At 30.6% G+C, this 26,170-nt stretch carries 23 protein-coding genes; 21 read left to right on the plus strand and 2 right to left on the minus strand.

What is annotated here, in order from left to right; all coding sequences use genetic code 11:
- Window position 1: 1 nt before the first annotated feature.
- From ACY2RX_RS08780 to ACY2RX_RS08860, 17 genes are all read left to right on the plus strand, one after another.
- Window positions 2-238 carry a NifU family protein gene (locus ACY2RX_RS08780; RefSeq protein WP_490103598.1) on the plus strand — a complete coding sequence of 79 codons (237 nt, stop codon included), beginning with the start codon at window positions 2-4 and terminating at the stop codon, window positions 236-238.
- A 75-nt stretch (window positions 239-313) separates the two neighbouring features.
- Window positions 314-1,369 (plus strand): NAD(P)/FAD-dependent oxidoreductase, encoded by a 1,056-nt coding sequence (locus ACY2RX_RS08785; protein ID WP_490103599.1) that lies wholly within the window; start codon window positions 314-316, stop codon window positions 1,367-1,369.
- A gap of 396 nt (window positions 1,370-1,765) precedes the next feature.
- Window positions 1,766-2,923 carry a homogentisate 1,2-dioxygenase gene (locus ACY2RX_RS08790; RefSeq protein WP_490103600.1) on the plus strand — a complete coding sequence of 386 codons (1,158 nt, stop codon included), beginning with the start codon at window positions 1,766-1,768 and terminating at the stop codon, window positions 2,921-2,923.
- Between the two features lie 234 nt (window positions 2,924-3,157).
- Window positions 3,158-4,318 (plus strand): 4-hydroxyphenylpyruvate dioxygenase, encoded by a 1,161-nt coding sequence (gene hppD, locus ACY2RX_RS08795; protein ID WP_490103601.1) that lies wholly within the window; start codon window positions 3,158-3,160, stop codon window positions 4,316-4,318.
- 126 nt (window positions 4,319-4,444) lie between these two features.
- Window positions 4,445-5,362: a tryptophan 2,3-dioxygenase family protein gene (locus ACY2RX_RS08800; RefSeq protein ID WP_490103602.1), complete on the plus strand. Its 918-nt coding sequence runs from the start codon at window positions 4,445-4,447 to the stop codon at window positions 5,360-5,362.
- 100 nt (window positions 5,363-5,462) lie between these two features.
- Window positions 5,463-6,233: a DUF3108 domain-containing protein gene (locus tag ACY2RX_RS08805; RefSeq protein WP_490103603.1), complete on the plus strand. Its 771-nt coding sequence runs from the start codon at window positions 5,463-5,465 to the stop codon at window positions 6,231-6,233.
- Window positions 6,234-6,332: 99 nt separating this feature from the next.
- The gene (locus ACY2RX_RS08810) at window positions 6,333-7,601 is read left to right on the plus strand and encodes a peptidoglycan DD-metalloendopeptidase family protein (protein ID WP_490103604.1); all 1,269 of its coding nucleotides are present in this window, start codon (window positions 6,333-6,335) and stop codon (window positions 7,599-7,601) included.
- A gap of 3 nt (window positions 7,602-7,604) precedes the next feature.
- Window positions 7,605-9,173 (plus strand): glucose-6-phosphate isomerase, encoded by a 1,569-nt coding sequence (pgi, locus tag ACY2RX_RS08815; RefSeq protein ID WP_490103605.1) that lies wholly within the window; start codon window positions 7,605-7,607, stop codon window positions 9,171-9,173.
- A 217-nt stretch (window positions 9,174-9,390) separates the two neighbouring features.
- Window positions 9,391-11,967, plus strand: coding sequence for a TonB-dependent receptor (locus tag ACY2RX_RS08820; protein ID WP_490103606.1), 2,577 nt, complete (start codon window positions 9,391-9,393; stop codon window positions 11,965-11,967).
- Between the two features lie 11 nt (window positions 11,968-11,978).
- Window positions 11,979-13,106: a hypothetical protein gene (locus tag ACY2RX_RS08825; protein ID WP_490103607.1), complete on the plus strand. Its 1,128-nt coding sequence runs from the start codon at window positions 11,979-11,981 to the stop codon at window positions 13,104-13,106.
- A gap of 101 nt (window positions 13,107-13,207) precedes the next feature.
- Window positions 13,208-13,630, plus strand: a complete 423-nt coding sequence (locus ACY2RX_RS08830; protein WP_490103608.1) for a hypothetical protein — start codon at window positions 13,208-13,210, stop codon at window positions 13,628-13,630.
- Window positions 13,631-13,632: 2 nt separating this feature from the next.
- The gene (locus ACY2RX_RS08835; RefSeq protein ID WP_490103609.1) at window positions 13,633-14,361 is read left to right on the plus strand and encodes a lysophospholipid acyltransferase family protein; all 729 of its coding nucleotides are present in this window, start codon (window positions 13,633-13,635) and stop codon (window positions 14,359-14,361) included.
- A 5-nt stretch (window positions 14,362-14,366) separates the two neighbouring features.
- Window positions 14,367-15,347 carry an acyl-ACP desaturase gene (locus ACY2RX_RS08840; RefSeq protein WP_490103610.1) on the plus strand — a complete coding sequence of 327 codons (981 nt, stop codon included), beginning with the start codon at window positions 14,367-14,369 and terminating at the stop codon, window positions 15,345-15,347.
- 351 nt (window positions 15,348-15,698) lie between these two features.
- Window positions 15,699-16,313 (plus strand): hypothetical protein, encoded by a 615-nt coding sequence (locus tag ACY2RX_RS08845; RefSeq protein ID WP_490103611.1) that lies wholly within the window; start codon window positions 15,699-15,701, stop codon window positions 16,311-16,313.
- Window positions 16,314-16,402: 89 nt separating this feature from the next.
- Window positions 16,403-16,864, plus strand: coding sequence for a hypothetical protein (locus ACY2RX_RS08850; protein ID WP_490103612.1), 462 nt, complete (start codon window positions 16,403-16,405; stop codon window positions 16,862-16,864).
- A gap of 51 nt (window positions 16,865-16,915) precedes the next feature.
- A complete protein-coding gene (locus ACY2RX_RS08855) occupies window positions 16,916-18,325 on the plus strand; it encodes a sensor histidine kinase (RefSeq protein WP_490103613.1) in 1,410 nt (469 codons plus the stop codon).
- Between the two features lie 58 nt (window positions 18,326-18,383).
- Entirely contained in the window at window positions 18,384-19,166 is a 783-nt protein-coding gene (locus tag ACY2RX_RS08860) for an enoyl-CoA hydratase/isomerase family protein (RefSeq protein ID WP_490103614.1), read from the plus strand.
- Between the two features lie 59 nt (window positions 19,167-19,225).
- Here the strand turns inward: ACY2RX_RS08860 and ACY2RX_RS08865 are convergent, their stop codons facing one another.
- Window positions 19,226-19,885, minus strand: a complete 660-nt coding sequence (locus ACY2RX_RS08865) for an HD domain-containing protein (RefSeq protein WP_490103615.1) — start codon at window positions 19,883-19,885, stop codon at window positions 19,226-19,228.
- 111 nt (window positions 19,886-19,996) lie between these two features.
- Window positions 19,997-20,407 (minus strand): BrxA/BrxB family bacilliredoxin, encoded by a 411-nt coding sequence (locus ACY2RX_RS08870; RefSeq protein ID WP_490103616.1) that lies wholly within the window; start codon window positions 20,405-20,407, stop codon window positions 19,997-19,999.
- A gap of 371 nt (window positions 20,408-20,778) precedes the next feature.
- Between ACY2RX_RS08870 and ACY2RX_RS08875 the strand changes: the two genes are divergently transcribed.
- From ACY2RX_RS08875 to ACY2RX_RS08890, 4 genes are all read left to right on the plus strand, one after another.
- Window positions 20,779-21,537 (plus strand): TerB family tellurite resistance protein, encoded by a 759-nt coding sequence (locus ACY2RX_RS08875; RefSeq protein ID WP_490103617.1) that lies wholly within the window; start codon window positions 20,779-20,781, stop codon window positions 21,535-21,537.
- Window positions 21,538-21,685: 148 nt separating this feature from the next.
- Window positions 21,686-25,093: an isoleucine--tRNA ligase gene (gene ileS, locus ACY2RX_RS08880; protein ID WP_490103618.1), complete on the plus strand. Its 3,408-nt coding sequence runs from the start codon at window positions 21,686-21,688 to the stop codon at window positions 25,091-25,093.
- 4 nt (window positions 25,094-25,097) lie between these two features.
- A complete protein-coding gene (locus ACY2RX_RS08885) occupies window positions 25,098-25,475 on the plus strand; it encodes a TraR/DksA family transcriptional regulator (protein WP_490103619.1) in 378 nt (125 codons plus the stop codon).
- 39 nt (window positions 25,476-25,514) lie between these two features.
- On the plus strand, window positions 25,515-26,159 hold the full coding sequence (locus ACY2RX_RS08890) for a hypothetical protein (RefSeq protein ID WP_490103620.1): 645 nt from the start codon (window positions 25,515-25,517) through the stop codon (window positions 26,157-26,159).
- The last annotated feature ends 11 nt before the right edge of the window (window positions 26,160-26,170 follow it).

Below are 26,170 nucleotides of genomic sequence, written 5' to 3' on the forward strand. Positions count from 1 at the left end.
TATGACAGCACAAGAAACTTTAGATAATGTAGAAAAAGCATTAGATGAAATCCGTCCTTTTTTAATAAGTGATGGAGGCAATATTAAACTACTTTCTATTGAAGATACAATTGTAAAAGTACAATTAGAAGGAGCTTGTACAGGTTGTTCTGTAAATCAAATGACTTTAAAAAACGGTGTGGAAGCTACCATTAAAAAGTATGCACCACAAATAGAAGAAGTAATAAATATCACTTAAATTGATATGTGACAAATGTCACATTTATAAGTAATTGATTCACTTATTTTTGCGCAATTCTTATTTTTAAAATTAATGATTACTACAGATATTCTAATTATTGGTGCTGGACCAACAGGCTTATTTACCGTTTTTGAAGCAGGTTTATTAAAGCTGCGTTGTCATTTAATAGATGCATTACCACAAGCAGGCGGACAATGCTCGGAGATTTATCCAAAGAAACCAATTTATGATATTCCTGCATATCCAGAAATTTTAGCGGGCGATTTAACCAATAAATTAATGGAACAAATTAAACAATTTGAACCAGGTTTTACATTAGGAGAACGTGCTGAAACTATTGATAAACAAGAAGATGGAACTTTTATAGTGACTACAAATAAAGGTACAAAACATAAGGCGCCAATTGTTGCAATTGCTGGTGGTTTAGGTAGTTTTGAACCTAGAAAACCTCCAATCCCAAATATTACAGATTTTGAAGATAAAGGTGTAGAATATATGATTCGCGAACCAGAAATGTATCGCAATAAAAATGTAGTCATTGCGGGTGGTGGAGATTCTGCTTTAGATTGGTCTATTTTCTTGACGGATGTTGCTAAATCAGTCACATTAATTCACAGGAGAAACGAATTTAGAGGCGCTTTAGATTCCGTTGATAAGGTACAAGAGCTAAAAGATGCAGGTAAAATTAAATTAATAACTCCTGCAGAAGTAAAAGGAATTGTTGGTGCTGATAAAGTTGAAGGAGTTTCTGTTGTACAAAAAGATAAAGAACCTTTTACAATTGATACAGACCATTTTATTCCGCTTTTTGGATTGTCGCCAAAACTAGGACCCATTGCAAATTGGGGATTAGAAATTGAGAAAAATGCTATTAAAGTTAATAACGCGTTGGATTATCAAACCAATATTCCAGGAATTTACGCAATAGGTGATGTAAACACCTATCCAGGAAAATTAAAACTGATTTTATGTGGTTTTCACGAAGCTACTTTAATGTGCCAAAGTGCCTATAAACGTATTTTTCCTGATAAAAAATATGTAATGAAATACACCACAGTTGGTGGTGTAGATGGTTTTGATGGAACCAGAAAAGAAGCTCCAAAAGCGGTTATTAAAAAGATTGAGTAACCAGTTTGTCATTCCTGCGAAAGCAGGAATCTATACTTTGTAAATTAATTTTCTTATTTTAGATAAACTTTGTAATACCAGAAAAAACTACTTCAACTTGGGTTAGAGTTTTAGTATTTGTATGAATTCTTTTTATAGCTATTACTCCTTTTCAAGAATTATTAGGACTTTAGGTTTTTTTAACCAAAAAGAATCTTCTAACAATCTTTTCCTATATTTGTAGAACAACGAAATCGATTGAGATGTTCTCAGAGTTACTAATACACTTAAAATTCTTAATAAAGCGCAATCCTGAATGAGGATTTAATGTACTAATATTTCAATGTAAAAATGTAGCAATTGAACTCTAATACGAAATTGTTACATTGTTTTATTAACTCATTAATACATTAAAAAATGCCTTTTTATCATAAATTAGGAGAAATTCCACCCAAAAGACACACACAATTTCGTAAAAAAGACGGAAGTCTTTACTACGAGCAATTGTTTGGTACAGTTGGTTTCGACGGAATGTCTACCAACTCATATCACGAACAAAGACCAACACAAGTAAAAGAAATTAGAAAGCAATATTCTGTTGCACCAAAAATTTCAAAAGCAAATAATATACAATCATATAGATTAAAAGGTTTTCAAGTAAAACCTCAAGAAGATTACTTAGAAAGCAGAAAAATTGTTTTAACAAATTCAGATTGTCACATAGCATTAGCTGCACCCAAAAAATCTACCACCGATTATTTTTATAAAAATACCGATTCCGATGAAATGATTTTCATCCATAAAGGAACAGGGAAATTAAGAACCATTTACGGAAATTTAGATTTTAAATACGGAGATTATTTAATTATTCCTCGCGGAATTATTTATAAAATAGATTTCGATACAGAAGATAACAGATTGTTTATTGTAGAATCGCATTCGCCAATTTATACGCCAAAACAATACAGAAATTGGTTTGGGCAATTGTTAGAACACTCGCCATTTTGCGAACGAGATATTCGCAGACCTTATGAATTAGAAACCAATAACGAAAAAGGAGATTTCATTATCAAAGTAAAAAAGAAAGACGAAATTTTTGAAATGGTTTATGCCTCACATCCTTTTGATGTAGTTGGTTACGACGGATTTAATTATCCGTACGCATTATCTATTCACGATTTCGAACCGATTACTGGGCGTATTCATTTACCACCACCAATTCATCAAACATTCGAAACTACCGCGTTTGTAATTTGCAGTTTTGTACCACGTTTGTACGATTATCATCCAGATGCAATTCCTGCGCCATACAACCACAGTAATATAGACGCAGACGAAGTTTTGTATTACGTTGATGGCGATTTTATGAGCAGAAACGATATTGAAGCAGGTCATATTTCTTTGCATCCAGCAGGCATTCCACACGGGCCACACCCAGGAGCCGCAGAAAGAAGTATTGGTAAAAAAGAAACCGAAGAATTAGCGGTTATGGTAGATACTTTTAAACCTTTAGAAGTAACTGAAGAGGCTATGAAAATTGCCGATGACGATTATTATAAATCGTGGCTAGAGTAAGCCCCTAAATCCCCAAAGGGAACTTTTTAAAACGTTCATTAAAATAAAAATAATTAGAAGCTATTTCCTGCTTTCCACTGTATCTTTTTTGAGAAAAATCAAAAAAGGATGCCGTTTCAATCAGGGCTAAACTTGTTTACAAGCCAATAGTTTTAAATAAAGAAATAGCTAATTTATAAACCAAAAAGACCTCACAGGTTTTTAAAACCTGTGAGGTCTCCAAATCATTAAAAGATGGCAAAAGAAATAAAATCAGTAAACTACGGTTTAGAAAAAATATTTGAAGGCGCACAAGATTTCCTTCCGTTATTAGGAACAGATTATGTAGAATTCTATGTTGGAAACGCAAAACAAGCAGCACATTTTTACAAAACCGCATTCGGTTTTCAATCGCACGCATATCGCGGATTAGAAACTGGCGCAAAAGATGCTGTGAGCTATGTATTAACACAAGACAAAATAAAATTGATGCTAACAACTCCGTTAAGCAGCAAATCACCAATTAACAACCATATTGTAAAACACGGCGATGGCGTAAAAATAATTGCACTTTGGGTAGAAGATGCAAGAAAAGCTTACCAAGAAACCACTTCTCGCGGAGCAAAATCTTATATGGAACCAACTGTTGAGAAAGATGAGTTTGGTGAAGTTGTTAGAGCAGGAATTTATACTTATGGAGAAACGGTGCATTTATTTGTAGAACGTAAAAATTACAAAGGCGCATTTTTACCAGGTTTTCAAAAATGGGAATCCGATTATAATCCACCAACAGCAGGTTTAAAATTTATAGATCATATGGTGGGTAATGTGGGTTGGAATCAAATGGATGTTTGGGTAAAATGGTACGAAGATGTAATGGGTTTTGAAAACTTTTTATCGTTTGATGACAAGCAAATTCACACTGAATATTCGGCATTAATGAGTAAGGTAATGTCTAACGGAAATGGAAGAATCAAATTCCCAATAAATGAACCCGCAAAAGGTAAAAAGCGTTCTCAAATAGAAGAATATTTAGATTTTTACGAAGGCGCAGGTGTACAACATATTGCAGTTGCAACAGATGATATTATTAAAACAGTAACTCAGTTAAGAGCAAATGGCGTAGAGTTTTTATCAACTCCACCAAATGAATATTATAAATCAGTTCCTGGTAGGTTAGAGGAATTTGATCACGAATTAAGAGAAGATATCGAAAAATTAAAATCTCTCGGAATTATGATTGACGCAGACGAAGAAGGCTACTTATTACAAATATTTACCAAACCCGTAGAAGACAGACCTACCTTGTTTTTTGAAATCATCCAAAGAATGGGAGCTCGTGGTTTTGGAGCAGGTAATTTTAAAGCTTTGTTTGAATCTATAGAAAGAGAACAAGCATTAAGAGGAACTTTATAAAATAAGAAACTAGAAAATAATTAATTTTTCAATTGCAGCACTTATAATTACAGACCTCACAGGTTTCTAAAACCTGTGAGGTCTTATTTAAAAGTATTTATATTTGTTATTAAATATCAAAAAAAAATGGAAAGAGACGAAATCTTAAAAGCAATAGAAGAAAAGTATGAGAAACTTAACGTTCCTTTAAACTCAATGTTAGAAGGTTTGCTTTGGAGTACCCCAATAACCTATTGGGATTACATTCAAACAGACGCGCTGTTAGGCTTGCAAACGCCAAGAACAACACAACCAGACGAAATGGTATTTATTATGTATCATCAAGTAAACGAGTTGTTATTTAAAATGATTTTGTGGGAAATAGATCAAGTTGCAAAACCTGTAGAAATTACCGCAGAAAAGTTCTCTATGCATTTAATGCGTATCAGTAGATATTTTGATATGTTGTGTAGTTCTTTTACAGTTATGGGCGATGGAATGGAGAAAGAACAATATTTAAAATTCAGAAATACTTTAACGCCCGCAAGTGGATTTCAATCTGCACAATATCGTAAAATAGAGTTTGCATCAACAGAACTCATTAATTTAATTGATGTACGTTATAGAGATACCATTGATAGAAATTCATCTTTTAAAAATGCTTACGATCATTTGTATTGGCAAGCTGCTGGTGTAAATCATAAAACAGGAAAAAAATCAACCTTAATAAAATTGTTCGATAAAAAGTATATGGGAGATTTTATCGATTTTATGGAAGATTATAATGATTGTAACTTATCAAAAAAATTTAAACAGTTGCCAAAAGAGGTGCAAGAAAATGAAGAATTAATAAAAGCAATGCGTCATTACGATTATACTGTAAACGTAAAATGGACCCTAGCACATTATAATGCTGCAGGCAAATATTTAGGAGGTGATGACAAAGAATTAGAAGCTACTGGCGGAAGCAGTTGGCGAAAATATTTACATCCAAAATATCAAAGAAGAATATTTTATCCTTATTTATGGAGCGAAGAAGAACTCAAAAATTGGGGAACTTTTTAAGTTTATAAAAGTTAAAAAAAGGCATTTTCAATATCTTGTAAGTGACTTTTTTTATTTTGGAACGGTAATTGTCAATACTTTTTTATAAGTTTGATTTTTTATGAAAAAGTATATCCTATTTTTAGTTACCCTATTTTTTTTGACAACTACTTTTAGTCAAGAAAAAAAACAAGCATTTAAAAGCGGAGAGTGGCTACGTTATAAAATGAGTTATAGTGGTTTTTTACGTGCTGGTTCTGCAATTTTAGAAGTTAAAGAAATAGATTATAATGGTAAAAAAGTTTTTCATACAAAAGGAACTGGTTGGACATCTGGTATGATAAAATGGTTTTTTAAAGTGGATGATAAATACGAAAGTTATTTTGACAAAGACACTATAAAACCTTATGTTTTTAAAAGAAAAATTGATGAAGGAGGGTATAAAAAACACAGAATTACTTCGTTCAACTATAAATACAAAAAAGCTTACGTTCAAGATTTTACAAAACAAACTGACACTTCTGTAGCATTTTCTAATGTGCAAGATATGCTATCTTCTTTTTATCATTTAAGAAATCAAAATGTTGCCAATATGAAAAAAGGTGAAGAGATTGCAATAGATATGTTTATGGATTCTCAAGTGTATCCTTTTAAACTTCGTTTTTTAGGGAGAGAAACTATAAAAACAAAATTTGGAAAATTAAAAACAATGATTTTTAGGCCTTTAGTTCAGTCAGGTAGAGTTTTTAAAGCCCAAGAAAGTGTTACACTTTGGATTACTGATGATGCCAATAAAATTCCTGTAAAATTAAAAGCAGATTTATCTGTGGGCTCTCTTAGAGCAGAGTTAGAAGCTTACAGAGGGTTGGCAAATCCTTTTCTTAAGAATTAATAAAATTTTAACGAAACCGTTATCGAAACTTCATCAATATTCTTAGATGAAGAATCATAATTATTTGTATTTTTGGGGATTAAATTTTGTATAATCTTCTTGAAAAAAATAGTTTTCCTTTTAATCTTTATAGTTGCGTTTTCATCTTGTAAAAAAGAGAAAACAAAACAACCAATTCCTCTAAAAATAGAGAAGCCAAAGCCTGTATATAAATTTGGATATAATTTAGATAAATTTAAAGTAATACAAGATACTATTAAAAACGGAGAAAGTTTCGGAATTATTTTAGACAGGCATCACGTTTTTTATCCAAAGATTAATAAAATTGCTAGTTCTATAAAAGAAACTTTTGATGTTAGAAGAGTTAGAGCAGGGAAACCTTACACAATACTTGCCAGTAAAGATTCTACAGAAAAAGCACAAGTTTTTATTTATAAACACGATAAAATTAATGCCACAATTGTAGATTTTAAAGATTCTTTAATTACTGCTAAACGTCATAAAAATCCCATAAAAACAGTAATAAAAACAGCAAAAGGAGTTATCAATTCAAGTTTATCTGTTGCTATGGATAGCTTGCATTTATCACCTAGTTTAACATGGACAATTGCAGATATTTATGCTTGGACACTAGATTTTTACAAACTTCAAAAAGGAGATTCTTTTAAGTTTATCTATGAAGAAAAGTTTATAAACGATTCTATTTTTGCTGGTTATGGTGAGGTAAAATCGGCGGTTTTTAAACACAAAGGAAAAAATTTATTCGCATTTCGTTTTATTGCAGATTCTATAAAAGGAATTCCAGAATATTATGATGAAGAAGGAAATATGTTGCGTAGTCAATTTTTAAAATCGCCTATAAAATTTAGATATAGAATATCATCAAGGTATAATTTAAGAAGAAGAATTGCTTATTATGGTAATAGAGTTAGACCACACAGAGGTACAGATTTTGCTGCCAATATAGGCACACCTATTTTAGCAACCGCAAGCGGAACAGTTGTAGAGTCTACAAGGAGAGGTGGTAATGGTAAGTTTGTAAAAATTAAACATAACGCAACTTATTCTACACAATATTTGCATATGAAAAAACGAAATGTTAAAAAAGGTCAATATGTAAAACAAGGAGATGTAATTGGTTGGGTAGGAATGACAGGTAATACAGGTGGTCCTCATGTTTGTTATCGTTTTTGGAAAAATGGACGAGAAGTAGATCCATTTAAACAAAAATTGCCAGCGGCAGAACCTTTAAAGAAAAGTATAAAACCAAAATATTTAGAGTTTATAAAACCTCAAAAATATCAATTAGAAAATAAAATACTTCCGGTAAAAGAACCAGAAACAGTAGAAATTTTAGAAAAAACTTAAAAAATGGCTTTAAAAAATATCAACCCTACAAATACAAAAGCTTGGTCAGCATTAGCAAATCATTTTAAAGATATTCAGAATATCAACATTAAAGATTTAGAGAAAGATACTCATAGGAAAGATGATTTTTCTATTCAATTTAATGATTTATTAGTTGATTTTTCTAAAAATAGAATTACCCAAGAAACCATTAATTTATTAGTTGATTTAGCAAAAGAAGTTGATTTAAAAGACGCTATTGAAAAACAATTTTCAGGTGAAATTATCAATGCTACAGAAGGTAGAGCCGTTTTACACACAGCGTTAAGAAGTACTTCTGATGAACCTGTTTTGGTTGATGGAAAAGATATAAAACCAAAGATTCAGTCTGCTTTAAGAAAAATGAAAAGTTTTTCTAACAAAGTAATCTCTGGTAAATGGAAAGGTTACACAGGAAAATCTATTACTGATGTTGTAAATATTGGTATTGGAGGTTCAGACTTAGGACCAGATATGGTTGTAGAATCTTTAAAATATTACAAAAACCAGTTAACCACACATTTTGTTTCTAATGTTGATGGAGACCACGTTTCTGAAGTAATCAAAAACTTAAATCCAGAAACTACTTTGTTTGTAATTGTTTCTAAAACATTTACAACCCAAGAAACCATTTCGAATGCAGAGACTATTAAAAATTGGTTTTTAAAATCGGCTACAATTTTTGATATCCCAAAACATTTTGTGGCAGTATCAACAAATTTAGAAGCTGTAGATAATTTTGGAATCGATAAAAACAATGTTTTCCCAATGTGGAACTGGGTTGGTGGTCGTTTTTCACTTTGGTCTGCAGTAGGTTTGTCTATCAGTTTATCTGTTGGTTTTGAAAACTACAAAGCACTTTTAGAAGGAGCAGAAGAAATGGATTTGCATTTTAAAAACGAAGATTTTGAGAATAATATTCCTGTAATTCTAGCTTTAATTAGTGTTTGGTATAATAATTTTTACAATGCAGAAACAGAAGCTGTGTTGCCATATTCTCAATACTTAGCAAAATTGCCAGCGTATTTACAACAAGCCATTATGGAAAGTAATGGAAAAGGTGTAGATAGAAATGGTAATAAAATTGAGTACCAAACAGGAACCATAGTTTGGGGAAGCACAGGTACCAATATGCAACACGCATTTATGCAGTTAGTACACCAAGGTACAAAGTTAATTCCTGCAGATTTTATCGGGTATAAAGAATCTTTATACGGCCTAACAAGTCATCACAAAAAATTAATGGCAAATTATTACGGACAAATGGATGCCTTGGCTTATGGTAAAACAAAAGAAGAAGTTCATTTAGAGTTAAAGTTTTCTGGTGATGAAGATAAAATCGCAACCCTATTACCATTTAAAGTTTTTGAAGGAAACAGACCAAGTAATGCCATTCTTTTTGATAAACTAACGCCACATTCTTTAGGAAAGTTAATTGCACTTTATGAGCATAAAATTTTTACTCAAGGAATTTTATGGAATATTTATAGTTATGACCAATTTGGTGTAGAATTAGGAAAGGAATTAGCAAAGAAATTATTGAATAATCAATAGTATCAAATAACTTCAAAAAATACATATTTTTTTAACTTTTAGCATTCTTTTTGTTAATAACTCTGTTGATATGTAATTGTTCCATTTTCAGCTTCAAAACTATATTTTAACTACTTTCCGTTGTCTTAATTTTTTGTTAAAACTTAACATTAAATTAACATTATAACCCTGTAAAAAAGAGAATTTTGCAGAACATTTAATAACATAAAATTAAACAATGAGAAATTTTAAAAACTTATTATTTGTGGCTTTGTTTTTTGTAACAGCTGCAGTTTTAGGACAAACAAAAATTACTGGTAAAGTAGTTGATGAAACTAATCAACCCTTACCTGGAGCTAGTGTTGTTGTAAAAGGAACAACAAATGGAACATCAACAGATTTTGATGGAAAATTTACGCTAAAAGCAAAATCTAATTCAGGTGTTTTGGTAGTTTCTTTTATTGGATATAAAAGTACTGAGGTTTCTTTTTCTTCTTCAAAAAGGAATTTAGGGACTATCAAATTGGTAGAAGATTTTGGTTCTTTAGAGGAAATTGTAATTTTAGCTTCAGTTGCTATTGGTAGAAAAACACCGGTTGCAGTATCTACTATTAAAGCTGCAGATATAGAAGCTAAGCTAGGCACACAAGAGTTTCCAGAGATTTTAAAATCTACTCCAGGAGTATATGCAACAAAAACTGGTGGTGGATATGGAGATTCTAGAATTAATCTACGTGGATTCAGTTCTGAGAATATTGGAGTTTTAATTAACGGAGTTCCTGTTAATGATATGGAAAACGGAAGAGTTTATTGGTCTAATTGGGCAGGTTTGTCTGATGTAACTAGCTCTATGCAAGTTCAAAGAGGTTTAGGAGCTTCTAAAGTTGCAGTTCCTTCTATTGGAGGTACTATCAATATTATATCTAAATCTACTGATGCTGAAAAAGGAGGAAATTTTAAAACTTCAATTGGAAATGATGGTTATTTAAAATATGGTATGACTTTATCTACTGGGTTAATGGATAATGGTTTAGCAGTTACTGTTTCTGGAGCTAAAATTTCAGGAGATGGATATGTTGATGGAACTCAATTTGATGGGTTTAATTACTTCATAAATGTTGCAAAAGAGTTTAATGATAATCATAAATTATCTTTTACTGCATTTGGAGCTAAGCAAACTCACGGTCAAAGATATAATAGAAGAACAATTGCTGAAAATAGAGCGACAGAACAAGGAGGAAAAAGATTTAACCCAGATTGGGGATATAGAAATGGTCAAGTAGAGCACACTTCTTACAATTTCTACCATAAACCACAAATGTCTTTAAACCATTATTGGAATATCTCAGATAACACTTCTTTATCTACAGCAGTATACGCTTCTTTTGGCTCAGGAGGAGGAAGAAGACCTCAAGGAACAAAGTTAACAGATATTATTACAACTAATAAATATAGGTTAGGAGGTGCTGATCAACCAATTGATTTTGATTTAATAGCAAGAGAAAATACAGTAAATGGTGCTGGAGGTTCAACAAACTTTTTTGCAGCCTCAAGAAATGCACATAAATGGTATGGAGTGTTATCTAATTTAAATACTAATTTGTCAGACAACTTAGTATTATCTGCAGGTATTGACGCAAGATATTATGTAGGTTCTCACTGGTATGAAGTTTCAGATTTATTGGGTGGTTTGCACTATATCAATACTAACAGTCGTGATAATACAAATGGGCAAGCTTTAAAAGTTGGAGATCGTTTTAATAAAGATTATGATGCTACAGTTAAAAGGTATGGAACTTTTGCTCAATTAGAGTTTTCTCCAAATGAAGATCTAACAATGTTTTTATCTTCAGCTATATCTAATACATCTTATAGTAAATTAGATGTTATGAGGTATAAAGCTAATGACCCTAAAAGACAATCGCCAACTGCATCTTTTATAGGTTTTAGCACAAAAGGTGGTGCAAATTATAATTTAGATGAAACAAATAATGTGTTTGCAAATATTGGTTATTTTTCAAAAGCACCTTTTTTAACAGGTAATGTGTTTTTAAGTACTAGTTCTACTGACTTAAATAAAGAAGCATTAAACGAAAAAGTTTTTAGTGCAGAACTTGGTTATGGATATAAAAGTGAAAATTTAACAGCAAATATAAATGTTTATAGAACTTCTTGGATAGATAAATCATTAACTGGTACAGAACCAACAAAAATAGGTAGAGTTACTTATAATATACCTGGTTTAGATGCTTTACACCAAGGTGTTGAGTTAGATTTTGTATATAGAGCTACAGAGAAATTGAGAGTTAATGGTATGGCTTCTTTAGGTAATTGGAAATGGAAGAATGATGCAAGCGGTAAATTATTCGATGAATCTGGAGACCCAATTATAGATCCTAAAACTGGTAAAGATCAAGTTTTAGAAGTATTTGCAAAAGACTTAAAAGTTTCAGATGCAGCTCAAACAACTTTTGCTTTGGGTGCTACTTATCAAGTACTTGAAAAAACTTCATTATCTTTAGATTATAATTATGCAGGTGATATTTATGCTAGATATAATATTACTAATAGAAGAACTGCTGCAAATAGAAATAATTCGTGGGAAATGCCAGCATATCATTTATTTGATTTAGGTCTTAGACATGGTTTTGAAATAGGAGGTTTAAATGCTACTTTAACAGGTAAAATGAATAATATTTTTGATGTTGAATATATTTCTGATGCATTTGATGGTCAAAATTCTGATTATAATACAGCAACAGTTTATTATGGAGCTGGTAGAACATTTAGTTTAGGTTTAAAAGTTAAATTTTAAAAAATAATAAAATGAAAAAAATATTTTTATTTTTCGCAATATTTTCAATGGTGTTTACAGCTTGTACACCATTAGAAGACATCAATAGTGAAATTGATGCAAAACAAAACAAGAATAGTGTTGTTTCTGATGTAGCATATACTCTTTCAGATGATGACTACACTAAGAAAAAAGATGATGGAGGTTTTTTTGAATTTAAATTTCCAAATTTTGGTTCAGTAACCGAAGCTAAAGAAAAATTACCAGCATTTATAGCAAAAAAATACCCTGTTTTAGGGGTAAAGTTTAATGATGAAGGTAAAGTTGAACTTGCATCTTCTGCTAATATTACTTTTAAATATTATAATAAAGTTAATACTTATAGCAAAAATGTTGAGAAGGTGTCTGCTGCTGATTATGAGTCTATTGAAGGTGCTGGAGCAACAAGTTTTAACAGTTCTGGGGATATTTATAAATATCTAGATTCAAAATACCCAACTCCTAAAGTTGGAGATTTTTATTCAGTTTCTCACAAATTAACTAGATCTGGAGTTACCAATACAATTGTTGATGGTTTTGTTCGTAAATCTAGTTCTTGGAGTAGAATAAAAGGCTTTACTAAAGAAGAGTACAATACAATGGGAGAAAGCTATCCAAACTTTTCAAATCATGATGAAGCAGCGGAAAAAATACCAGTTTTCTTACTTGATAAATTTAAATTTGATGGGAAAAAAGTAGGAGATATTGAACCTATTATGTATGAATTATACAAAGGTAAAGGTGTAACAAAAAGTTATGTAAATAATTATATTTTTAATGGTTCTGTTTGGACTAAATATAATAATGTTTTAGAAGAAACTGTTAAGTTTGGTCATGATGGTACTGTTTGGGTGCCAGATAATACAATAAAATATACATTAACAGCTGCAGATTATGCATTAGTTGGTAATGGTAAATATAATAATTTTGATGTTAGAACTGGTAAAGATGAAGAAAAGGAAGAAGCTAGATTAGCTAAAATTAATACTATTTTATTAAACAATTTCCCTTCAGATGCTGAAGGGCAAAAATATGTTGTTTCTTATGCTATTTATAATGGATCTGCTGGTGTTTGGACTTTAGCAGTTATTAAAAAAGGATCTAAATATATAAAACAGTAGATTTCTCAATAAAATTTAATTTTTTCCAAAAACCACCTCAACAGAGGTGGTTTTTTTATTTATAAAATCATTAACTTTACAGCCATAAACTAACTATTATTATGAAAGAAATACATTCTTATTGGGCATACATAGTCTTGGTAATTTTAATTTTTACAGTTGTAAATGCAATTATTGGGTTCACCCAAAAAAAGAAATTTACAAACAAAGACTTACGAATTGGCTTATTCACTTTAATTGTTTCACATATTCAACTTTTAATTGGTTTGGGTTGGTATTTTATGTCTCCTTGGTATAAAACTTTAAAAGCCAACGCAGGCGAAGTTATGGGAGATAAAGCTGTAAGATTATTAGCGGTAGAACATCCAATTATTATGATTTTAGCCATTGTATTAATTACCATAGGTTGGTCTAAACATAAAAAGAAAACAGAAGATGCAGCAAAATTTAAAACTTTTGTAATATTCTACGGAATAGCACTTTTATTAATTCTTTCAAGAATACCTTGGAGTAGCTGGTTTTAAAAATGAAAATTCTAAGCTACATACTATCACCAATCTTTGCATTGGTGTTTTTTTTACTTTTAGTAATTTTTCATCCATTACAATGGTTGAGTTTAAATTTATTGGGGCATAAAGCACACGCAAAAGTAATAGATGCACTAAACTTTTTTTTAGTAAAATCGATGTTAATAATTGGAGTACCAATTCGTTTAATCAATAAACATAAAATACCAGAAAATACATCAATTATTTTTGTATCTAATCACCAATCTACTTTCGATATTCCGCCCATAGGATGGTTTTTTAGAAAACACAGTCCAAAATTTGTTGCAAAAATTGAGCTAGGAAAAGGCATTCCTAGTGTTTCTTTTAATTTAAGATATGGAGGAGCTGCTCTTATCAATAGAAAAGACCCAAAACAAGCCATAAGCGCATTAGTAGATTTTTCTAAACGGATAAAAAAGAATAAATGGGGAGCCATAATTTTTCCTGAAGGAACCAGAAGTAGAAACGGAGAACCCAAAAGGTTTTCTTCAAACGGATTAAAAGTCATCACTAAATACAATAAAGACGGTTATATTGTTCCGTTAACGATTAACAATTCTTGGAAAGTTTTTAAATACGGAAAATTTCCTTTAGGCATTGGAAATCCAATAACAATTACTGCTCATAAACCCATAAAAATAAATTCATTACCTTTTGATGAATTGTTAGAGCAAACAGAAAAAGTGATTAAAGAACATATAAAATAACCAAAATGTCTATAAAAAATATAAGAATAGAAGTTATGCAAACTTTAGAAAAAAGTATGCAAAGCTTTGTAGATAAATATTTAATTCCTGCCGATAAAGTTTGGCAACCCACAGATTTTTTACCAAACTCTCAAAAAGATTCTTTTATTTCTGAAGTAGAAGAAATTAGAGAATTATCTAAAGAATTACATAACGATTTTTGGGTAGTTTTAGTGGGAGATACCATTACAGAAGAAGCCTTACCAACTTACGAATCTTGGTTATTAGATTTAGACGGAGTTTCTCAAGACCCAGATAATAGTTGGGCAAAATGGGTAAGAACATGGACCGCAGAAGAAAACAGACATGGAGATGTTTTAAACAAATATCTCTATTTATCTGGTAGAGTAAATATGCGCGAAGTAGAAATATCTACACAACATTTAATTGCAGATGGCTTTGATATTGGCACCTCAACAGACCCATATAAAAACTTTGTATATACAAGTTTTCAAGAATTAGCAACCTATGTTTCTCATAATAATGTAGCAAAAATTGCGCGTAAAAAAGGACATAAAGCATTGGCAAAAATGTCTAAAATTATTGCTGGAGACGAAATGCGTCATCATAAAGCCTATACAGATTTTGTAAGCGAAATCTTTAAAATAGACCCAAGTGAAATGATGTTGGCTTTTCAACATATGATGAAACACAAAATTGTAATGCCAGCAATGCATCTAAGAGAATCTTTTAACCAAAAAGGAAGTTTGTTCGACGATTTTTCTGTAGTTGCTCAAAGACTAGGCGTTTACACAGGTTTCGATTATGTAAATATCCTTAAAAAACTAAATACAGCTTGGCAAATAGATAAGATAACCGATTTAACTCCAGAAGCAGAAAAAGCAAGAGATTATTTAATGAAATTGCCAGAAAGAATGTATAGAATTACAGAAAGAATTGTGGTGCCACAAACAGATTTTAAATTCAAATGGATGTTACAGCCATAGAATTATAAGAAGTTAACTGTCTGCCGCAGGCAAGCTTTCCTGCTTGGAATTTATCTTGATCGAAGTCGAAAGGCTATATCTTTTTATGAGTGTCATTGCGAAGTTTACTTTTTTGTAAACTGTGGCAATCTCCTTGTAAAAAAAGAGATTACTTCGTTCCTCGTAATGACGCTTGTTTAAAAGCTATACCGTTTCAATCCTTGTTTGTCAACTTTTAAACAAACTAAAAAGATAATAAAAACACAAAGTCATTACAGTATTTGTAATGACTTTTTTTTATTAACTGATTATTGTCACAATTTAAAAAAAAATAAGATTTTATTTTTGGAACTTAATTCATAAAAATTTAAAATGAAATTCAAAAAAATTGGTTTTTTACTATTTGTAGTAGTACTTTCAAGTTGCGCTTCTGGTTACAGAAACATTAATCCAAACACATTAAGTTATAGGTCTAAATCTTTAGATAAAGATGTTCTTTTAGAATATAAATACGAATTATTATCAAAAAAGTATAAGAAAAAAGAACTTGCAAAAGGAGTTAGGTTAGTTGCAATAAAAATTACCAATAACTCTAAAAAAGATTTAATTTTTGGTAAAAATATTAAATTAGTTTACGATGATGGAACTGCACCATATATTATGGAAAATGAAAAAGTCTTTTCAACTTTAAAACAAAGTCCAACGTCATATCTATGGTACTTATTGTTAACACCCTTAAATTTATATACAACAAAATCTCAAAACGGATATACTCAACAAACAAGTTCTACTCCTATTGGTCTTGTAATTGGTCCTGGATTGGCTGGAGGTAATATGATTGCAGCAAGTTCTGCAAACAAAAAGTTTGAAGAAGATTTATTAGATTATAATATTAATGGAGTTACAATAAAAAAAGGTAAAAGTTTTTCTGGCTTGATTGGTATAAGGTCAGATGATTATAATTCTATAAAAGTGAAGGTAGAATAAAACTATTATATTTTTAAAAAACAAAGTCATTACAGTATTTGTAATGACTTTTTTATTTAAGTATCTTGTGGTTCTTTAAATAAAACAAAATGAAAATTAAAACTTTTTTCCTTTTTATCATTTTCGGAATGTTTTTTGTTAGTTGTAAACAAGAAAAATTGTTAAAAGATTATATGACAGATTCCTGGCAAACCACCTATTTAAAAATAGAAATGCCAACCGTAAATAAAACGGATTCTTTAGAAGTTTATGAAGATAAATTTGAAAACAATCCAGAATTAATTGCCCAATCTAAATACAATAAAGACGGCACCTTTTCTGCTTGGTTTATCAACAAAAAAGGAGAGAAAATTTCACCATCAGATGGAAAATGGACTGTTTTAGGAGACTCTTTATTTGTAGCATTTTTTTATAACGGAAAAGATGTTAAAGCAAGTTATCACATCACAAAAACAGAAAAAGGTTTTATAGGAGTTAGCAAATACGATTGGGATGAAGATGGTGAATTTGATGACCTTTTAACAATGAAAACAAAAAGAATAAAACAATAGAATTTGTTTCGATTTAAAAATATATCTTTAAAAATACGCATCTTTTTATCAATGATTTTCTTGGTGTTGTTAGCATCAATTTTAATCTTGGTGGTTACCGTTTATCAATATGATGAGCAAACTAAAGATTACAACATCCAGCGTTTTGAACGAAAAGAAGCAATTGCCAAAGAAACCATAGAACTCGAATTAAAAAACAAAACCTCTTATCCTATAAATACTAAAAATTTACCCAAGATTTTTCAAGAACGTATTTATGAAATTTCATCTATCAATAAAATTAACATCACCCTTTTCGATTTGCACGGAAACCTACTAATTTCCTCTAAAACAAATGCTTTCGAAAACAATAGTATTCAACCTTTAGCTTATAATACTTTAAATGATTTAGCACAAAATTCTAACCATAAAATTCTAAAAACAAGAGAAGAAAAAAAAGTAAGTTATCAATCTTCTTATGCATACATTAACGACCCTAAATTTAAAAGAATAGGAATTTTAGAATTACAATTTACCCAAGACAATACAGAAATAGAAAGCGAGTTAAAAGAGTTTATTTCAAGGTTAGGTTTGGTGTATATATTAATGTTTTTAATTGCAATTGCGTTTGCCTATTTTTTATCAAGTTATATAACACGTTCTATAAAAACCATTTCAGAAAAAATGCAACAAACGCGTTTAAATGAACGCAATGAAAAAATTATTTTAGAGCAAGCAAGTTCAGAAATTGGCGTTTTAGTAGAAGCTTATAATAATATGATTGATCAACTAGAAGAAAGTGCAGTAAAACTAGCAAAAAGCGAGCGTGAACAAGCTTGGAGAGAAATGGCAAAACAGGTAGCGCATGAAATAAAAAATCCGTTAACTCCAATGCGATTAACGGTACAAAGTTTTGAGCGCAAGTTTAATCCTGATGATGAAAATGCAAAAGAAAAATTAACAGAATACAGTCAAACTTTAATTCAGCAAATAGATGTTATGAGTTCTATTGCATCAGCATTTTCAGATTTTGCAAAAATGCCAACTCAAAAAAGAGAAAAAGTAGATGTAATAAGTGTTGTAAAATTAGCCTTAGATATTTTTAATAAAAAGTACATAAAATATGTACCACAAAAAAAAGAATTGTTTGCCAATTTAGATAAAACACAACTGATAAGAATTGTAACAAACTTGGTTAAAAACGCATCTCAGGCAATAGATAAACAAGAAAACCCATTAATAGAAGTAAAAGTTTCATCAGAAAAAAACAACATAAAAATTTTAGTTTCTGATAACGGAAAAGGAATACCAGAAAAGGTAAAAGATTTAATTTTTGAACCTAAATTTACAACCAAAACAAGCGGAATGGGATTAGGTTTAGCAATGATCAAAAACATTATAGAAGCTTATGAAGGTACAATTTCTTTTACTTCTAAAGAAGGTGTAGGTACAGTTTTTACTGTAATTTTACCAATAACATAAAATTAATTGTCATTATTGAGTAAGCAGGAATCTAAAAGTCAATAAAAAAAATAAAAAAATGAACCTCAAAAATATTTTAATCCAAAAAAAACAAAATTTAGCACAAGTTACTATTCACAGACCAAAGAAATTAAACGCTTTAAATAAAGCTACCATAGAAGAATTAAATGTTGCTTTTAAGGCATTAGAAGCTGATGAAAACATTAAAGTTATTATTTTAACAGGTAGTGGAGAAAAAGCATTTGTGGCTGGTGCAGATATATCAGAATTTGCACATTTTTCTGTTGAAGAAGGAGGTGGTTTAGCAAGAGAAGGTCAAGAAAAGTTATTTAATTATGTAGAAAATTTATCAACGCCAGTAATTGCGGCAGTTAATGGTTTTGCTTTAGGAGGTGGTTTAGAACTGGCAATGTCGTGTCATTTTAGAATTGCTTCAGACAATGCAAAAATGGGCTTGCCAGAAGTATCTTTAGGTGTAATTCCAGGTTATGGTGGCACACAGCGTTTACCACAATTAGTGGGTAAAGGTAAAGCAATGGAAATGATAATGACAGCAGGTATGATTTCTGCAGAAGAAGCTAAAACTTGTGGCTTAGTAAATCATACAACTACGCAAGAAGAGTTATTACCTTTAGCAGAAAAAATTGCAAGTAAAATTGTTAGAAATTCCTCTGTTGCCATAAGTGCTGCCATAAGAGCAGTTAATGCAAATTTTACTGACGGAGTTAATGGTTTTAATGTAGAAATTGATGAATTTGGAGAGTGTTTTGGTACCCAAGATTTTAAAGAAGGAACCACCGCATTTTTAGAAAAACGAAAAGCAGATTTTCCGGGAAAATAAAAATAGAGCTAAAGTATGTCATTCCTGCGAAAGCAGGAATGACAAATCATCTTTTCTTGTTACTTTACACCATTCCATTCATCATAAAATTGTTGCAGAAAGCTTTCCATATAAGTATGTCTTTCTTGCGCAATTTTTTTTCCAGATGCAGTATTCATTTTATCTTTCAATAACAATAATTTTTCATAAAAATGATTAATAGTTGGTGTAGTAGAATTCTTATATTCTTCTTTACTCATCTGTAAGTTTGGTAAAATATCAGGATTGTATAAAACGCTGTTTTTAAAGCCACCATAATTAAAACAACGAGCAATGCCAATAGCACCAATAGCATCTAACCTGTCTGCATCTTGTATCACTTCTAATTCTTTAGAAGTAAACTTTACGCCATCCGTTTCTAAAGAGTTTTTAAAAGAAATATGTTTAATAATATGAATAATATGATTGATACTCTCGGTATCAACTTTTTGTTTCTCTAAAAAACCTTTTGCTATTTTGGGACCAACAGTTTCATCACCATTATAAAATTTTGGATCTGCAATATCGTGCAGCAAAGCACCTAAAGAAACCACAAAAGCATCTACATCTTCATTCTTAGCAATTAGTTTTACATTGTTTAAAACTCTCTGTATATGAAACCAATCATGACCTCCTTCAGCATTTTTAAGTTCTTTTTTTACAAACAAAATTGTATTTTCGATTACTTTTTCTTTATTCATTTTTATCTTCTTAAGAGCGTTCTATTTTGTTTTTATAAAAATAAAAAATCCACGTTTATTAACGTGGATTTTTGTCTAGATTCTTTGTTCTAAAATCTCTTTTCTTTAAGATTAACAATACTCATCATAAGCTTGTGCTAAATTTTGTGCAATCATTTGGGCAGATCTTCCTTCAATATGATGACGCTCTAACATATGCACCAAATTACCATCTTTAAATAAGGCAATTGCTGGCGATGATGGAGGAAAAGGAATCATAAATTCACGAGCTTTTTGTGTAGATTCTTTTTCTACACCTGCAAATACAGTTGTTAAATTAGTTGGGGTTTTATCTGCTCCTAAAGATGCAATTGCACCTGGTCTTGCTGTACCTGCTGCACAACCACAAACAGAGTTTACCATTACCAAAGTTGTTCCTTCTTTAGACATTGCTTTTTCAACATCTTCACTTGTATATAATGCTTCAAAACCAGCGTTTATTAATTCATCGCGCATTGGTTTTACTAATTCTTCTGGATACATAATTTATAATTTTATAGATTGCAAAGATACTTATAATTTTCAGTTTTTGGGCGTGCCCATTTTTTAAAAATATTGTTCCGTTTTCACTTCACAAATAGTTTAAAAATCGTCAGGCTTTTCGTACTCGCTTTTTTTTCGTTCCTCAAAAAAGAGCTCAAACAAATGCTACAATCCTTCACGCAAACGCATCTTTAACAACTTTATTACTTATAAGAGTTTTCAAAATTATCAATCTAGCAAACCAATATCTAACAATAAAACATTCCCACTTTCCAACTTTGTAACTTTGCCACTTTGTAACTCTGTCACTTTCTTACTTTCCAACCTCAAAACTTTTGTAACTTTGCAGCTTTGCAATTTAAAATAAGAATATGGGAAATTTTACCAAATGGTTAGGAGCAGGTTTAGGATTTAGTCTAGGAGGACCAATTGGAGCTGCAATTGGTTTTGCAATTGGTAGTTTTGTAGATGGTTTTTCTGAAGATGATTTACATCAAGAAAAAAGAGAATACCAACGTAGGGTTAAAACAGGAAGAGGAAATGTAAACACACAATCTGGAGATTTTGAAATGAGTTTGTTAGTGTTGGCATCAATTGTTATAAAATCTGACGGAAAGGTAGATCAACGCGAGTTAGATTTTGTGCGTAATCAGTTTGTAGATATGTATGGTAAACATAGAGCCAATCACGCTTTTCAATTGTTTAACGGAGTTATAAAAAAGAAAGTTTCTGCGCGCCAAGTTTGTATTCAAATAAGACAGAATATGTCGCATGCATCTCGTTTACAATTGCTTCATTTTTTGTTTGGTATTGCTAAAGCAGATGAATTTGTAATTGAAGCAGAAGTAGAAGAAATTAGAAAAATTGCTGGTTATTTATACATCAACCAAAGAGATTTTGAATCTATTAAAGCAATGTTTTATGATACATCAGAAAATGCTTATAAAATATTAGAAATAGAAAAATCTGCATCAGGTAACGAAGTAAAAAAAGCGTACAGAAAAATGGTTAAAAAATACCATCCAGATAAATTAAGAGATTTAGGCGATGAGCATTTAAAAGGCGCAAAAGAAAAGTTTCAAAGCATACAAAATGCGTACGAAAAGATTAAAAACGAAAGAGGATTGTAAAGAAGTTACAAAGTTACAGAGTCGCAAAGTTGAAACCTTATTTAAATTTGACTTTTAAGACTTTATAACTTTTAAATTTTGCAACTTTCAAACAACAAAAATTAACAGAAAATCCTTAATTTCGCAATCTTATTAGAAAAGACTGAAAATGAGCGCGAAATTTCCTGAATATAAAGGACTTGACTTGCCAAAAGTAGCAGAAGAAATTCTAAATTACTGGCAAGAAAATAACATCTTCGAAAAAAGTGTAACCTCTAGAGAAAACGCAAAACCTTTTGTGTTTTTTGAAGGACCACCATCTGCAAATGGTTTGCCTGGAGTACACCATGTTTTAGCAAGAGCTATTAAAGATATTTTTCCCCGTTATAAAACGATGAAAGGTTACCAAGTTAAGCGTAAAGCAGGTTGGGATACGCACGGTTTGCCAATAGAATTAGGTGTAGAGAAAGAATTGGGAATTACCAAAGAAGACATTGGTAAAAAAATTTCGGTAGAAGAATACAATGCTGCTTGTAGAAAAGCAGTGATGCGTTATACAGGTATTTGGAACGATTTAACCCAAAAAATGGGTTATTGGGTAGATATGGATGATCCATATATTACCTACGAACCAAAATATATGGAGTCTGTTTGGTGGTTACTAAAGCAGATTTATAACAAAGAATTAATTTACAAAGGGTATACAATTCAGCCATATTCGCCAAAGGCTGGTACAGGTTTAAGTTCGCACGAATTAAATCAACCAGGAACCTACCAAGACGTTACAGATACAACTGTTGTTGCGCAATTTAAAGCGATTGAAAATACACTTCCAGATTTTTTACAAAATGAAGGAACTGTTTATTTTATAGCTTGGACAACTACTCCTTGGACGTTGCCAAGTAATACTGCTTTAACTGTTGGACCAAAAATTGAATACGTTTTAGTTGAAACTTTTAATCAATATACATTTGAACCAATTAAAGTTATTTTAGCTAAAAATTTAGTTGGAAAACAATTTGCTGGTAAAAATAATGTTCAAGTAGAAACATCAGAAGAATTATCTTCTTATAATTCTGGTGATAAAAAGATTCCTTACTTCGTTGGAAAACAATTTATTGGTAAAGATTTAGTAGGTATAAAATACGAGCAATTATTAGATTATGTCTTGCCAAATGACAATCCACAAGATGCGTTTAGAGTAATATCTGGAGATTTTGTTACAACAGAAGATGGAACAGGAATTGTACATACAGCACCCACTTTTGGAGCAGATGATGCTTTAGTTGCTAAACAAGCAACTCCAGAAGTGCCACCAATATTGGTAAAAGACGAGAATGATAATTTAGTTCCTTTAGTAGATTTACAAGGGAAATTCAGACCAGAAATGGGAGAATTTGCAGGTAAATATGTGAAGAATGAATATTATGAAAAAGGTAAAGTACCAGAGAAATCTGTAGATGTTGAGATTGCCATCAAACTAAAATTTGAAAACAAAGCTTTTAAAGTAGAAAAATACAAGCACAGTTATCCAAATTGTTGGAGAACAGACAAGCCTATTTTGTATTATCCATTAGATTCTTGGTTTATTAAAGTGACTGATGTTAAAGATAGAATGCACCAATTAAACAAAACCATTAACTGGAAACCAGCATCTACAGGAACTGGTCGTTTTGGAAACTGGTTAGCAAATGCAAATGATTGGAACTTATCTCGTTCTCGATATTGGGGAATTCCACTACCAATTTGGAGAACTGAAGATGGTAAAGAACAAATTTGTATTGGTTCTGTTGAAGAGTTAAAAAGTGAAATGGCAAAAGCTGTTAAAGCAGGTGTTTTAGAAGCAGATATTTTTGCAGATTTTGAAGTAGGAAATAATTCTGAAGAAAACTATGCAAAAATAGATTTACATAAAAATATTGTAGATGAAATTACGTTAGTTTCATCTACTGGACAACCAATGAAACGTGAATCTGATTTAATTGATGTTTGGTTCGATTCTGGTTCTATGCCTTATGCGCAATGGCATTATCCGTTCGAAAATAAAAATAAAATTGATGGAAACGAATCTTTTCCAGCAGATTTTATTGCAGAAGGTGTAGATCAAACTAGAGGTTGGTTTTATACGTTACACGCCATTGCAACTATGGTTTTTGATTCTGTAGCGTATAAAAATGTAGTTTCTAACGGATTAGTTTTAGACAAAAACGGACATAAAATGTCTAAACGTTTAGGTAATGCTGTAGATCCATTTACAACGTTATCAACTTATGGAGCAGATGCAACTCGTTGGTATATGATTGCAAACGCAAATCCTTGGGATAATTTAAAATTTGATTTAGACGGAATTGAAGAAGTAAAACGTAAGTTTTTCGGAACTTTATACAACACGTATTCGTTCTTTAGTTTATATACAAATATTGATGGTTTTGCTTATGCTGAAGCAGATATTGCTTTAAAAGAAAGACCAGAAATAGATAGATGGATTTTATCAGAATTACACACTTTAATTGCAAAAGTGGATAAATTTTATGAAGAATATGAGCCAACAAGAGCTGCAAGAGCCATATCCGATTTTACACAAGAATATTTAAGTAATTGGTATGTGCGTTTAAGCAGAAGGCGTTTCTGGAAAGGAGATTATCAAACAGATAAAATTTCTGCTTACCAAACCTTATATACTTGTATGGTTACCATTGCAAAATTTGCATCACCAATTGCGCCATTTTTTATGGACAGATTGTATCAAGATTTAAATTCTGTAACTGGTAAAGAATCATCAGAAAGTATTCATTTGGCAGAATTTCCAAAATTTGATGAGCGTTTTGTTGATAAAAGCTTAGAACGCAAAATGGAAAATGCGCAAACAATTTCTTCTTTAGTTTTATCGTTAAGAGCAAAAGAAAAGATTAAAGTGCGCCAACCACTACAAAAAATTATGATTCCTGTTGATAATGACCAGCAAAAGGAAGAGATTTTAGCAGTGTCTGGTTTAATAAAACACGAAGTAAATATTAAAGAAATTCAGCTTTTAGAAGACGCATCAGATATTTTAATCAAACAAATAAAACCAAACTTTAAAGCTTTGGGTCCAAAATTTGGAAAAGAGATGCGTTTTATAGCAGCTGAGGTTCAAAAGTTTACACAAGAAGATATTAACAAAATAGAAAAAACAGGTAACATTTCTATAGAAGTTAATGGAAAAATTATTAATTTAGAACGCGCAGATGTAGAGATATCATCTAAAGATATAGAAGGTTGGTTGGTTGCTAACGAAGGAACGTTAACAGTTGCTCTAGATGTTACTATAACTGAAGATTTACAAAAAGAAGGAGTTGCCAGAGAATTGGTAAATAGAATTCAGAATGCACGTAAAGACACAGGTTTAGAAGTAACAGATAGAATAAAATTAACGGTCTTAAATTATCAAAATTTACAACAATCTATTACAGATAATAAAGAGTACATTATGAGCGAAACATTAACCAAAGAATTGGTTTTTGTAGACGAATTAAAAAATGGTACAGAAATTGATTTTGACACCATTAAAAGTAGAATATTAATAGAAAAAATGTAAGATTATGTCAGAAATAAAAGTAAAATATTTAGAAGAGGACTTACAAGAGTTTAAAGAAATTATTAATAAAAAAATAGCGAGAGCAGAAGAAGATTTAGCTTTATTGCGTAGTTCTTATAAAAACGATGCAGATAATGGTACGGATGATACTTCTCCGTCTTTTAAATCTTTTGATGAAGGTTCTGAAGTTATGAGCAAAGAAGCAAATGTTCAGTTAGCAATTAGGCAAGAAAAGTTTATTAGAGACTTAAAAAATGCCTTATTAAGAATAGAAAATGGCACGTATGGCGTTTGTAGAGTTACAGGTAAATTAATACAAAAAGAACGACTAAAATTGGTTCCGCACGCTACTTTGAGTATCGAAGCGAAACGCAAACAATAATTTAAAAAAGCTTCCAAATTTTGGAAGCTTTTTTCTTTTATGAGAAAAAGACTCTGCATATTATTTTTTTTAATTTCATTCTTAGGATTTTCGCAAAAGAAATCTCTTAAGAAAATTCAGGTTGCTGCCAATCAAATAGAAATCTTAACACAAGGATTAGATAATATTGTTATAGAAAATTCTAAAAGTAATTTTATAGAAATTATTTTGTTTGATGAAAACTCGAACAAACATCATATTGTAACGGAAGAAAAAAATGATAAGTTGAGTATTGGTTTTAAAATTGCATCCATAAAAACAGAAGAAACTGTATTTAGAAAATTTATTACTAAAAGATTGCATAGAGCGTATGCTATTGTTAAGTTTCCAAAGAATAAATTGATTGCTGTTTTTGGAGGTAATATAGATATTACTACAAAAAAATGTAATAATCCTCTTTTTATTTCAATTGAAGAAGGCATTGTAAAATTAAATTCTGTACAGCAAAATGTTGTGCTAAAAATGTATGCAGGAAATGTATTTGCTAGCCTTAGAAAATCGAATATTGATATCAATTCTAAAGTAGGAAAAATAAATATTGATGGTATTTCTTATCAGGATAAAATTAGAAAATCAACTAAAGAAAACACAAAAAAAATTATTGTAAACACAATAAAAGCTAATATTTTCTTAACGACTAAATAAACACAATAATA

Source organism: Polaribacter sp. 2405UD43-2 (assembly GCF_058147125.1).